Source organism: Burkholderia sp. AU39826, assembly GCF_020419965.1.
GTDB classification, from domain to species: Bacteria; Pseudomonadota; Gammaproteobacteria; order Burkholderiales; family Burkholderiaceae; genus Burkholderia; species Burkholderia semiarida.
Map to the genome: position 1 here is coordinate 72,043 of NZ_JAIZQG010000020.1, position 12,244 is coordinate 84,286.

Sequence of the window (12,244 nt, forward strand, 5' to 3'; positions counted from 1 at the left end):
CCGCGCGCCTTCAATTCGCGTCGTCGACGGCCACTTCGAACAAATGCCGCTCCGCATCGAGCATCGGTACCGCCAGCCGGATCGTCTGCTTGACGCGGCTGCCTTCCGGCAACCGCGCAATCTCGTCGTCCGGGTGAACGCCCTTCATCGCCCAGATCGATCCGCCCGGCGCGACCAGATGACGAGCAAGTTTAACGAAGTCGGACAGATCCGCGAAAGCGCGGGATACGATGATGTCGAATTTTTCCGGCACTTCGCCCCCCGGCCGCAGCGATTCGACACGGCCGGTCACGACCGACAGGTTCGCGAGCTTCAGCTCCGCGCGCATCTGCGTCTGGAAGGCCGACTTCTTCTGCACGATATCGTTCAGCGTGACCTGCCAGCCCGGCTCGACGATCGCCAGCACGATACCGGGCAGCCCGCCACCCGAGCCGACGTCGAGCACACGCGCCGACGCACGGCCACGCAGATGCGGGACGATGGAAAGCGAGTCGAGGATATGCTGGATCAGCATCTGCTTCGGGTCGCGGATCGCGGTCAGGTTGTAGACCGCATTCCACTTGCCGAGCAGCGCGACATAGTCGAGTAGCTGGGTGCGCTGCGTATCCGTCAGCGCGAGGTCCAGTGCCGCCGTGCCTTCGACGAGCATCTGTTCCAGTACGTCCCGATTAACCGCCGGCGCGCGACGCGCCGTCATTGTTGCGTCGGGACGGTGCCGTCCCCCTGCTCCGCGGCCTCTGCGGCCATGCCGTTACGGCGGCCCAGGCCGCGACGCTTCAGGTGCACCATCAGCAGCGAGATTGCCGCCGGCGTGACGCCCGAGATACGCGACGCCTGCCCGATCGTTTCCGGCCGGAACTCGTTGAGCTTCTGGCTGACCTCGAACGACAAACCACGGACCTCGCGATAATCGATACCGTCCGGCAGGCGTGTGTTCTCGTTCGCGTCGTTGCGTTCGATCTCGGATGCCTGGCGCTCGATATAGCCCTGATACTTGATGCCGATCTCGACCTGTTCCTTGATCTGCTCGAGCAGCACCGAGTCGTCCGTCAGCGGCTCCGCGGGGCCACACTCTCCGCCCTTCAGCCCGCACACACCGTCGTAGCTGACACCCGGGCGACGCAGCAGCTCCGCGAGGCTGTATTCGTGGTCGATTGCCTTGCCGAGCAACGCCGTCGCCTCCTCCGCCGGCAGCGTCTTCGGCGTGACCCACGTCGACTTCAGGCGTTCGGTTTCACGTGAAACAGCGTCGCGTTTCCGGCTGAAAGCGTCCCAGCGGACGTCGTCGACCAGCCCCAGCTCGCGGCCAATCTCGGTCAGGCGCATGTCGGCATTGTCTTCACGCAGGCTCAGGCGGTATTCGGCCCGGCTCGTGAACATCCGGTACGGCTCGGCCACGCCGCGCGTGACGAGATCGTCGACCAGCACGCCCAGATAGGCCTGGTCGCGACGCGGGCACCACGCATCCTTCTCCTGCACGTAGCGGCCCGCATTGAGGCCGGCCAGCAAGCCCTGCGCAGCCGCTTCTTCGTAGCCGGTCGTACCGTTGATCTGGCCCGCAAAGAACAGCCCGTTGATCGCCTTCGTCTCGAGCGACGCCTTCAGCGCACGCGGGTCGAAGTAGTCGTATTCGATCGCGTAACCGGGGCGCAGGATATGCGCGTTTTCCAGGCCGCGCATCGAATGCACGAGCTCGAGCTGGACGTCGAACGGCAGGCTCGTCGAGATTCCGTTCGGATAGAACTCGTTGGTCGTCAGCCCCTCCGGCTCCAGGAAGATCTGGTGAGATTCCTTCGACGCGAAACGGTGGATCTTGTCTTCGATCGACGGGCAATAGCGCGGGCCCACGCCTTCGATCACGCCTGTGTACATGGGCGACCGGTCGAGACCGCCGCGAATGATGTCGTGCGTGCGCTCGTTCGTATGCGTGACCCAGCACGGCAGTTGCCGCGGATGCTGCTCCGCGCGGCCCAGGAACGAGAACACGGGGATCGGATCGAGGTCGCCCGGCTGCTCATCGAGCTTCGAGAAGTCGATCGTGCGGCCGTCGATACGCGGCGGCGTACCGGTCTTCAAGCGGCCCTGCGGCAGCTTCAGTTCCTTCAGGCGCGACGACAGCGACACGGCCGCCGGATCGCCCGCGCGACCGCCCGTGTAGTTGTTCAGCCCGACGTGGATCTTGCCGTCGAGGAACGTACCGGCCGTCAGCACGACCGCGCGCGCGCGGAAACGGATGCCGATCTGCGTGACGGCGCCGACCACGCGGTCGCCTTCGACCATCAGGTCGTCGACGGCCTGCTGGAACAGCCACAGGTTCGGCTGATTTTCGAGACGATGGCGGATCGCGGCCTTGTACAGGATGCGGTCGGCCTGCGCACGCGTCGCGCGCACGGCCGGGCCCTTCGACGAATTGAGGATCCGGAACTGAATACCGCTTTCGTCCGTCGCGGCGGCCATCGCGCCGCCCAGCGCGTCGACTTCCTTGACCAGATGGCCCTTGCCAATGCCGCCGATCGACGGATTGCAGCTCATCTGCCCGAGCGTTTCGATGTTGTGGGTCAGCAGCAGGGTCTTTGCGCCCATGCGGGCGGACGCCAGCGCGGCTTCCGTGCCGGCATGACCGCCACCGACGACGATGACGTCAAATTCTGTGGGAAAAAGCATGGTGGATTCCGTACGCAGAATTGCGCACGAACCTATCAGAGAAATGTATGGGCCGAATTATAGCGGGTTCGCTTTTCGCCCGAAGGCCGTCCGAATGGTAGGGCCTGTGCATTTCCGCGATTTTTTCGCTGTGGGCGGGCCAACTTGTCGTGGCGGACCTGCTTGGGCGGTGTGATGCGTGGTTCGACGCACATTGTCGTGCATGTGCACAACCCCGCTGGTTCGTCTGATCCGCGTCCGTGGCAAGGACACAGTATTTCTCTCGACTACGTCGGGCTTATCCCCCAATCCCGAGCGACCGATCCCGCCAACGTCACAAACAAAAACGGCGTGTTTCACGTGAAACACGCCGCCCGTTTCCCCCACCGCATCAGCGATCAAGCCGTCTTCTTCGTCAACCCGAGATACGTCTCGATCACCCGCGGATTCTGCGCAAGCTCGGCAGCCGCCCCTTCCAACGCGAACTCGCCCGTCTCCAGCACATAGCCGTAGTCGGAGATCTGCAACGCCGCCCGTGCGTTCTGCTCGATCAGTAGCGTCGCCACGCCGGTGCCGCGCAACGCGCTGATGATATGAAAGATCTCCTTCACGATCAGCGGCGCCAGCCCGAGGCTCGGTTCGTCGAGCATCAGCAGGTCGGGCTTGCCCATCAGCGCACGACCGACCGCCAACATCTGCCGCTCGCCGCCGGACAGCGTGCCGGCCGCCTGCCTGCGGCGCTCCTTCAGCCGCGGGAATAGCGCGAACACGTGGTCGAGCTGATCGAGGAAGTTCGCTTCCCCCGCCTGCTTGCGCCGGTACGCGCCGAGCACGAGGTTGTCCTCGACCGTCATCGTGCTGAACAGCTCACGCTTTTCCGGTACGAGGCACATCCCGCGCGCGACGCGCTGCTCGACCGGCAAGGCGCCAACATCGTTGCCGCGATATACGACCGCCCCCGACGCGTGCCCCGTTACCGGGAGTGCCCCCATGATCGCGTTCAGCAGCGTCGATTTGCCGGCACCGTTCGGGCCGATCACGCTGACGATCTGCCCCGCCCCGACCTTGATCGCCGCACCGTGCAGCGCTTCCACCTTCCCGTACCGCACCGCCAGCCCGCGCACCTCGAGAATCGGCATCGTCGTGTCCGTCATCACTCCACCCCGCCCAGATACGCTTCGAGCACGGCCGGGTCCTGCTGCACATCCTGCGGCAGCCCTTCCGCGATCCGCGTGCCGAACTCCATCACCACCAGCCGGTCGGTGAGGTTCATCACGAAATCCATGTCATGTTCCACGAGCAACACGCTCATGCCTTCTGCCTTCAGCCGCCGCAGCAGGTCGGCGAGTTGCTGCTTCTCCTGGTAACGCAGGCCCGCGGCCGGCTCGTCGAGCAGCAGCAGCGTCGGATCGCAGCACAGCGCCCGCGCGATTTCGAGAATCCGCTGCTGGCCGAGCGCGAGGCTGCCCGCTTCGTCGTACATGTGCTTCTCAAGCCCGACGCGGCGGATCTGGCGCGCCGCTTCGGCCAGCAACTGCGCTTCCTCATGCGCATTGAGCCGAGCAATGCTGCGCCACACGCCCGTATGACCCCGCAGATGGGCACCGATCGCGACATTCTCGAGCACCGTCATCGCCGGCAGCAGCTTCACATGCTGGAACGTGCGACCGATGCCGCGGCGGACGATCTGACGCGACGTCAGCCCGTCGATACGCTCGCCGCGGAACGTGATCGCGCCGCCGGTCGGCTTCAGCACGCCGGTCACGAGGTTGAACGTGGTCGACTTGCCCGCGCCGTTCGGGCCGATCAGCCCGATGATCTGCCCCGCTTTCACGTCGAAGCTGACGTCGTTGACGGCCACGAGCCCGCCGAACTGCTTGCGTGCGTTGTCGACCACGAGCAGCGGCTCGCCGGCCACCGGCTTGGCGCGCTGCGGCAGCGGGTCGGCCTGCGCCGGCACGTGCGCGCGCGGCCCGCGTGGGAACAGTCTCGCGACGAACGGCCATACGCCCTGGCGCGCGTACTGCAGCAGCAGCACCATCAGCACGCCGAACACGATGATCTCGAAGTTGCCTTCCGAGCCGAGCAGCTTCGGCAGCAGCGTCTGTAGATAATCCTGCAGCACGGTCAGGATCGCCGCGCCGAGCACCGCGCCCCACACGTGCGACACACCGCCGACCACGGCCATGAACAGGAATTCGATCCCGTGGTTCAGGCCGAACGGCGTCGGGTTCACCGCGCGCTGCAGGTGCGCATACAGGAAGCCGGACACGGCCGCGAGCACGGCCGCGTAGACGAAGATCACGACGCGCATCCACGCGGTATTCACGCCCATCGCCTCGGCCATCACGCCGCCGCCGCGCAGCGCGCGGATCGCGCGGCCGGGCCGGCTGTTGAGCAGGTTCTGCACCGACACGATCGCGGCCAGCACCACGGCCCAGATCAGGAAATACAGGCTGCGCCCGCTTTCGAGCACGATGCCGAACAGGTTCAGCGCTGGAATCCCGTTGATCCCGTCGTATTTGCCGAGCAGTTCGAGGTTGCCGAACAGGTAGAACAGCGCGAGCCCCCACGCGATCGTGCCGAGCGGCAGGAAGTGCCCGGACAGCCGCATCGTCACGGCACCGAGCACGAGCGCCACGAGCGCCGTCAGCACCACGCCGACGATCAGCGCGAGCCACGGCGACACGCCGTACCGCGTCGTCAGGAACGCGGTCGCATACGCGCCGATGCCCACGAACGCGGCCTGCCCGAAGCTCGTCATCCCGCCGACGCCCGTCAGCAGCACGAGCCCGATCGCGACGATCGCATACAGGCCGATGTAGTTCAGCAGCGTGATCCAGTACTCGGGCACCTGCAGCGCGCCGGGCAGTACCGGCAGCGCGAACAGCACCACGAGAAACAGCCAGAAGGCCTTGTTGCGTACCATCGTCTTCATCGCGTCACTCCTCTTCCTCTTCCGCATGCGGCGTCACGAAGCTGCGCCACAGCAGCACCGGAATGATCAGCGTGAACACGATCACCTCCTTGTACGCGCTCGCCCAGAACGACGAATACGATTCGAGCACGCCGACGAGCAGCGAGCCGGCGGCCGCGAGCGGATAGCTGACGAGCCCGCCGATGATCGCGCCGACGAAGCCCTTCAGGCCGATCAGGAAGCCCGAGTCGTAGTAGATCGTCGTCAGTGGGCCGACGAGGATCCCGGACAGCACGCCGAGCCCCGCCGCGAACGTGAATGCGAGCCGCCCGGCTTCGGTGGTGCCGATGCCGACGAGCCGCGCACCGAGCCGGTTCACCGACGTCGCGCGCAGCGCCTTGCCGGCGATCGTGCGGCCGAAGTACACGTAGAGCGCGCCGATCAGCACGAGCGCCGTGACGACGACCAGGATGCTCTGCACCGACACCGTCAGGCTGCCGATCGCGAGCGACGCGTCCGAGAACCCGTTGGTGCGCGAGCCTTCCGCGCCGAACATCACGAGGCCGAGGCCGACCATCGCGAAATGGACGGCCACCGACACGATCAGCAGCAGCAGCGTCGTGCCTTCGGCGATCGGCTGGTACACGAGCCGGTAGACGAACGGCCCCATCGGCACGACGATCGCGAGCGTCAGCGCGATCTGCGCGAGCATCGGCATCGGCTGCGCGGCAAAGCTGCGCGTGATCGCGAACACCGCAAGCGGCAGCAGCACGTAGCGGCTGCCGAGCGTCGCGAGCGTGCGGCCGAGCTGATGGCGGCGTTCGCGATGCCGGATCAGGCCGCCTGCCTCGAGCAGGAAGCATGCGATGCCCATCACGAACAGCAGCCAGCAGGTGGCGGGGAATTTCTGCGCCTGCAACGCGGCCAGCGTCAGCGCACCGTAGGCGACGAATTCGCCCTGGGGAATGAAGATCACCCGCGTGACGGAAAATACCAGCACGAGCGCCAGCGACAACAATGCATAAATGGCGCCGGTCGTGATGCCGTCTTGCGCGAGGATCGCCGCAATCGAGAGATCCATACGTTTCGTGTATCGAGAGAATGCTGCGGAGAAACGAAAGGCGGAAACGGCCGGAGCGCGCGCGACACGATCGGCACGTCGCGCGCCACGCGGCGGGCCCCGGGGTTCCACGCGGCACGGGTGCGGCCGTCATGCGCGCCACCCTGCCGACGGCATGCGCGGCGCCGTTCGTGCCGCGCATGCCGGTTTCACGTGATGCTCACTCGGCCTGCAGCTTCCACTTGCCGTCGACGATCTGCACCATCACGCGCGCACGCGTGTCGAAGCCATTGTGGTCGGTCGCCGTCATGTTGATCACGCCGTGCGAGACGGGCAGATCCTTCACGCTTTCGATCGATGCGCGCAGCGCTTCGCGGAACGCCTCGGTGCCCGGCTGGCCCTTCTTCAGCGCTTCCGGAATCGCCCGCTGGAGCAGCAGGCCCGCGTCCCATGCATGGCCGCCGAACGTCGACAGCGAACCCGCGCCGTACGCCTTCTCGTACGCGGCCTTGTAGCCGAGCGCCGGCTTCTTCACCGGATTCGAATCGGGCAGCTGGTCGGTCACGAGCACGGGGCCGGCCGGCAGGATCTCGCCTTCGCAATCCTTGCCGCACACGCGCAGGAAATCGTTGTTCGCGACGCCGTGCGTCTGGTACACCTTGCCCTTGTAGCCGCGCTCCTTCAGCGTCTTGGCCGGCAGCGCCGCCGGCGTGCCGGAGCCGGCGATCAGCACCGCATCCGGGTTCGCGCCCAGCAGCTTCAGCACCTGCCCCATCACCGACGCGTCGGTGCGGTTGTAGCGCTCGTTCGACACGAGCTTCAGCCCGTTCTTCGCGGCCGCCGCGTCGAACGTCTTGTACCAGCTGTCGCCGTACGCATCGGCGAAGCCGATGAAGCCGACCGTCTTCACGCCGTGCTTCGCCATGTAGCCGGCGATCGCGTCGGCCATCAGCTGGTCGTTCTGCGGCACCTTGAACATCCACGCGCGCTTCGCGTCCATCGGCGCGATGATCTGCGCGCTCGCCGCGAGCGAGATCGTCGGCGTCTTGCCCTGCGACACGGGGTCGAGCATCGCGAGCGAGTTCGGCGTGACCGACGAACCGATGATCGCGTCGACGTGATCCTCGTCGATCAGCTTGCGCACGTTCTGCACCGCGCGGCTCGTGTCGGACGCGTCGTCGAGCACGATGTACTGCACGCTCTTGCCCGCGATTTCCTTCGGCAGCAGCGCGATCGTGTTCTTTTCCGGAATCCCGAGCGACGCGGCCGGGCCGGTGGCCGACAGCGTCACGCCGATCTTGACCTGCGCCGACGCCGTGGCCGCCGCACACACGAGGCCCGCGGCAAGCAGGGCCTCCATCCATCGATTCATCTTCATTTACGTTGTCTCCAAACGCTGCTCGAAAAAACCACGGTTGCTCGGGCGGCTCCCGGTCCCCAAACAAGTTAATATCTTAATTATCTCGTCCATCCGCGCCCATGCTCGTTTTCCCGTGAAACGCCGCACCATGTGCCGCATGCCGATCGAAACGGCCGTTCGACCGTCACGATGCGCAGCAGCGGTGTCGTCAGGATGAAGAAGGCGAAGAAATGAGAAAGCGTGCGGAAGCTGGTTGCGCGCGCATCGATGGTCGGCACGCGCGGCGAGCGATGCAACATCGGGCAGCCGGCCGCTCATGCGAATGCGAATACGGATGCAGAGACGGATGCGAGTGCAACGACCCGCACGGGCGCCGGGACGCGCATACAGGCCGCGGAGCGGCTCGGAAATGCCGCGATGCCCCGTCGCGCACCCCGTGACGCACGAACGGCGCCCGCCGCCTCTGCTGCCCCGATCCACCGTGCTGCGCTGCTCATCCAACCGTACTCCCTCTTCTGCATTGTGCTTGTAGGAGAACTGCCGACCGATTTTCCCGACCGCACGGTCGGTGAAAGGCGAGTGTAACGGACGCCTTTCGCGCACGCCAACCGGGTAAGCCCGAAGCGCCTGTGCAGGATTACGCATCGTCGGCGAACGAATCGCGGGAAAGAAAAAACGGAGAGGCGCGAAGCGCGGAAAAGACGCGGTGCGAACGCAAACGCGGGAAGCGGCCGTCACGCCGGCCAATGCACCATCGATGGAATCCGTGCACGCAAATGAAAAAGCGCTGTTGGATTCCGTCCAACAGCGCTTTAGGGTCCGGGCACTTTGTGCCTCGATTGTCTCCTCGTTCTCCACCTGCAAATTCGTTTCGCGGTGCATCAGAACTAGGTTGAATCTTAAAGAGGCTTAAGCACCACGACAACTTAGCATTTACCCCTATGGTGCATCGCCGCACGAAAATGGGGCACCAGCGTGCCGCGCGGTGCAGGCCCCAGCCGCCGCGCCGCCCTTTCCGGGCGGGCCGGATGGTGCTGCGCATCAACGCGCGGCGACGCGCACGGCACGCTCACGACGTCGCCCTGAGCGGCTTGATCCGCGCGACCATCTCGCCGACGATGCCGCGCCGGAACGCGAGCACGCATGCGATGAAGATCAGTCCGGTGACGATCGTCGCCGATTCGCCGAGCGAATGGAACCACGCGACGCCCGTCGTCGACGCGAGCCATTCGCCGATGTCGCCGAGCCGGTCTTCCAGCGCGACGATCAGCGCGGCGCCCAGGAGCGGCCCGAACAGCGTGCCCATCCCGCCGACGAGCGTCATCAGCACGACGAGGCCCGACATCGTCCAGTACGCGTCCGACAGCGTCTCGAAGCCGAGCACCAGCACCTTCAGCGAACCGGCCAGCCCCGCGAGCGCGGCCGACAGGATGAACGCAAGCAGCTTGAAGCGGTCGGTGTCGTAGCCGAGCGAGATCGCACGCGCTTCGTTCTCCTTGATGGCGACGAGCACCTGGCCGAACGGCGAATGGACGACCCGCACGATAAACGCGCATGCGGCCACGACCACCGCCAGCACGACGTAGTACAGCGCGACGTCGTTCGACAGGTCGAGCAGCCCGAACAGACGGCCGCGCGGCACGCCCTGCAGGCCATCCTCGCCGTGCGTGAACGGCGCCTGCAGATAGATGAAGTAGACCATCTGCGCGAACGCGAGCGTGATCATCGCGAAGTAGATGCCCTGCCGGCGGATCGCGAACAGCCCGACGACGAGCCCGAGCAGCGTCGCGGCGACCGTGCCGACCAGCACGCCGAGTTCCGGCGTGAAACCGAGCGTCTGCATCGAATAGCCGGTCGCATAGCCGGCCGTCGCGAGAAACATCGCATGGCCGAACGACAGCAGCCCCGTATAGCCGATCAGCAGGTTGAACGCGGCCGCGAACAGCGCGAACGCGAGCACCTTCATCACGAACACCGGATACGCGCCGATGAACGGCGCGGCGAGCAGTGCGGCGAGCAGCACGCCGTAGAGCACTTTTCTCTGCATCATTTTTCCTTGCCGAAGAGGCCCGCCGGGCGGAACAGCAGCACGATCGCCATGATCACGAACACGACGGTGGCCGATGCTTCGGGATAGAACACGCGCGTGAAGCCCTCGATCACGCCGAGCAGCAGGCCCGTGACGATCGAGCCGAGGATCGAGCCCATCCCGCCGATCACGACCACCGCGAACACGGTGATGATCATCGGCTGGCCCATCAGCGGCGACACCTGGATCACCGGCGCGGCCAGCACGCCCGCGAACGCCGCGAGCGCGACGCCGAAGCCGTAGGTGAGCGTGATCATCATCGGCACGTTCACGCCGAACGCCTCGACGAGCTTCGGGTTCTCGGTGCCCGCGCGCAAGTACGCGCCGAGCCGCGTCTTCTCGATCACGAACCACGTCGCGAGGCACACCGCGAGCGACGCGACGACCACCCAGGCGCGATAGTTCGGCAGGAACATGAAGCCGAGATTGGTCGCGCCGGACAGCTGCGACGGCACGTCGTACGGCTGACCCGACGATCCGTAGATCGACCGGAACACGCCTTCGACGACCAGCGTGAGCCCGAACGTGAGCAGCAGCCCGTACAGGTGATCGAGCTTGTACAGCCAGCGCAGCATCGAGCGCTCGATCGCGATCCCGAACACGCCGACGATCAGCGGCGCCAGCACGAGCATCGCCCAGTACGGCAGCGCGAGATACGACAGGCCCATCCACGCGAGCATCGCGCCCAGCATGAACAGCGCGCCGTGCGCGAAGTTGATCACGTTGAGCAGCCCGAAGATCACCGCGAGCCCGAGGCTCAGGATCGCGTAGAACGAGCCGTTGACGAGCCCGAGCAGCAACTGGCTCAGCATCGCCGGCAACGGAATGCCAAAGATTTCCATCGACTTAGCCGTCAGAATGAGTTTCGTTGCGCACGCAACTTTCATGCAGCGCGCATGCCGGCGGCGCAGCGGGCACGTCGCTGCAGCCGCCACCGTGCGACGCGCCCGTGCGCGCCGCTACGCGATGCCTACTTCCACAACGCGCAGCGCGTCTCCTGCTTGGTGCCGAACGCCTGTTCGCCCGGAATCGTCGCGAGCACCTTGTAGTAGTCCCACGGCTCCTTCGATTCCGACGGCTTCTTCACTTCCATCAGGTACATGTCGTGGATCATGCTGCCGTCCTGGCGGATGTAGCCCTTCGCGTAGAAGTCGCTGATCTTGATCTTCTTCAGCTCGGCCATCACCTTGTCGGAATCGGTCGTGCCGGCGGCCTGCACGGCCTTCAGGTACGTCGTCACCGACGAGTAGTCGGCCGCCTGCAGGCTCGACGGCATCTTCTTCATCTTGCCGAAGTAGCGCTGCGCCCACTGGCGCGATGCCGCATCGCGGTTCCAGTACCAGCTGTCGGTCAGCACGAGGCCCTGCGTCGTTTCGAGGCCGAGGCTGTGCACGTCGTCGATGAACATCAGCAGCGCGGCGAGCCTCATCGTCTTCATGATGCCGAATTCCTTCGCGGCCTTGATCGAGTTGATCGTGTCGCCGCCCGCGTTCGCGAGGCCGAGGATCTGCGCCTTCGACGATTGCGCCTGCAGCAGGAACGACGAGAAATCCGACGCGGACAGCGGGTGGCGCACCGCGCCGAGCACCTGGCCGCCGTTCGCCTTCACGACGTCCGACGTGTTCTTCTCGAGCGCCTTGCCGAACGCGTAGTCGGCCGTCAGGAAGAACCACGTCTTGCCGCCCTGCTTCACCACCGCCGAGCCGGTGCCTTTCGCGAGCGCCATCGTGTCGTACGCGTAGTGGACCGTGTACGGCGTGCACTGCTCGTTGGTCAGCGTGTCGGCGCCCGCGCCGATGTTGATGTAGACCTTCTTCTTCTCGGCCGCGACCTGGTTCATCGACAGCGCGGTGGCCGAGTTCGTGCCGCCGACCAGCAGGTCGAGCCCGCCGCGGTCCATCCATTCGCGCGCCTTCGACGCGGCGATGTCGGCCTTGTTCTGGTGATCGGCATAGACGACCTCGATCGGCTTGCCGAGCACCTTGCCGCCGAAGTCCGCGACCGCCATGCGGATCGCCTCGAGACCGCCCTGCCCGTCGATATCCGCGTAAAGCCCCGACATGTCGGTGATGAAGCCGATCTTCACGGTATCCGCCGCGTGGGCGGCGCCGGCGGTGAACGCGGCGCTCGCGAGCGCGAGACAGGCCTGTGCGAGGGTCTTCATTTTCATTGACG

Annotated in this window: 10 protein-coding genes; all 10 read right to left on the reverse strand. The window is 65.7% G+C overall.

Translation table 11 applies throughout. From position 1 onward, the window contains the following. Window positions 1–10: 10 nt before the first annotated feature. Window positions 11–697 (reverse strand): 16S rRNA (guanine(527)-N(7))-methyltransferase RsmG, encoded by a 687-nt coding sequence (rsmG, locus tag LGM42_RS26365; protein WP_226233735.1) that lies wholly within the window; start codon window positions 695–697, stop codon window positions 11–13. Next, window positions 694–2,664: a tRNA uridine-5-carboxymethylaminomethyl(34) synthesis enzyme MnmG gene (mnmG, locus tag LGM42_RS26370; RefSeq protein WP_060310242.1), complete on the reverse strand. Its 1,971-nt coding sequence runs from the start codon at window positions 2,662–2,664 to the stop codon at window positions 694–696. The genes rsmG and mnmG overlap by 4 nt, the downstream gene beginning before the upstream one ends. Before the next feature lie 377 nt (window positions 2,665–3,041). Beyond that, window positions 3,042–3,797, reverse strand: coding sequence for an ABC transporter ATP-binding protein (locus tag LGM42_RS26375; protein WP_059580489.1), 756 nt, complete (start codon window positions 3,795–3,797; stop codon window positions 3,042–3,044). Continuing rightward, the gene (locus LGM42_RS26380) at window positions 3,797–5,581 is read right to left on the reverse strand and encodes an ABC transporter permease subunit (RefSeq protein ID WP_099315912.1); all 1,785 of its coding nucleotides are present in this window, start codon (window positions 5,579–5,581) and stop codon (window positions 3,797–3,799) included. Before LGM42_RS26380 ends, LGM42_RS26375 begins: the two co-directional genes overlap by 1 nt. 4 nt (window positions 5,582–5,585) lie before the next feature. Further along, entirely contained in the window at window positions 5,586–6,641 is a 1,056-nt protein-coding gene (locus LGM42_RS26385) for a branched-chain amino acid ABC transporter permease (RefSeq protein WP_060966452.1), read from the reverse strand. A gap of 199 nt (window positions 6,642–6,840) precedes the next feature. Then, a complete protein-coding gene (locus tag LGM42_RS26390; protein ID WP_059580480.1) occupies window positions 6,841–7,998 on the reverse strand; it encodes an ABC transporter substrate-binding protein in 1,158 nt (385 codons plus the stop codon). Window positions 7,999–8,078: 80 nt separating this feature from the next. Then, on the reverse strand, window positions 8,079–8,279 hold the full coding sequence (locus LGM42_RS26395) for a hypothetical protein (RefSeq protein ID WP_226233737.1): 201 nt from the start codon (window positions 8,277–8,279) through the stop codon (window positions 8,079–8,081). 770 nt (window positions 8,280–9,049) lie between these two features. Then, entirely contained in the window at window positions 9,050–10,027 is a 978-nt protein-coding gene (locus tag LGM42_RS26400; RefSeq protein WP_059580695.1) for a branched-chain amino acid ABC transporter permease, read from the reverse strand. Beyond that, window positions 10,027–10,911 (reverse strand): branched-chain amino acid ABC transporter permease, encoded by an 885-nt coding sequence (locus LGM42_RS26405; protein ID WP_059580692.1) that lies wholly within the window; start codon window positions 10,909–10,911, stop codon window positions 10,027–10,029. The genes LGM42_RS26400 and LGM42_RS26405 overlap by 1 nt, the downstream gene beginning before the upstream one ends. A gap of 128 nt (window positions 10,912–11,039) precedes the next feature. Continuing rightward, a complete protein-coding gene (locus LGM42_RS26410) occupies window positions 11,040–12,239 on the reverse strand; it encodes an ABC transporter substrate-binding protein (RefSeq protein WP_226233739.1) in 1,200 nt (399 codons plus the stop codon). Window positions 12,240–12,244 lie beyond the last annotated feature (5 nt).

Excerpts from the sequence above, each read along its gene's own strand:
- mnmG (WP_060310242.1), bottom strand. The coding sequence starts at position 2,664 with ATGCTTTTTCCCACAGAATTTGACGTCATCGTCGTCGGTGGCGGTCAT.
- LGM42_RS26405 (WP_059580692.1), bottom strand. The coding sequence starts at position 10,911 with ATGGAAATCTTTGGCATTCCGTTGCCGGCGATGCTGAGCCAGTTGCTG.
- LGM42_RS26395 (WP_226233737.1), bottom strand. The coding sequence starts at position 8,279 with ATGTTGCATCGCTCGCCGCGCGTGCCGACCATCGATGCGCGCGCAACC.
- LGM42_RS26380 (WP_099315912.1), bottom strand. The coding sequence starts at position 5,581 with ATGAAGACGATGGTACGCAACAAGGCCTTCTGGCTGTTTCTCGTGGTG.
- LGM42_RS26385 (WP_060966452.1), bottom strand. The coding sequence starts at position 6,641 with ATGGATCTCTCGATTGCGGCGATCCTCGCGCAAGACGGCATCACGACC.
- LGM42_RS26375 (WP_059580489.1), bottom strand. The coding sequence starts at position 3,797 with ATGACGGACACGACGATGCCGATTCTCGAGGTGCGCGGGCTGGCGGTG.
- LGM42_RS26390 (WP_059580480.1), bottom strand. The coding sequence starts at position 7,998 with ATGAAGATGAATCGATGGATGGAGGCCCTGCTTGCCGCGGGCCTCGTG.
- LGM42_RS26400 (WP_059580695.1), bottom strand. The coding sequence starts at position 10,027 with ATGCAGAGAAAAGTGCTCTACGGCGTGCTGCTCGCCGCACTGCTCGCC.
- rsmG (WP_226233735.1), bottom strand. The coding sequence starts at position 697 with ATGACGGCGCGTCGCGCGCCGGCGGTTAATCGGGACGTACTGGAACAG.
- LGM42_RS26410 (WP_226233739.1), bottom strand. The coding sequence starts at position 12,239 with ATGAAAATGAAGACCCTCGCACAGGCCTGTCTCGCGCTCGCGAGCGCC.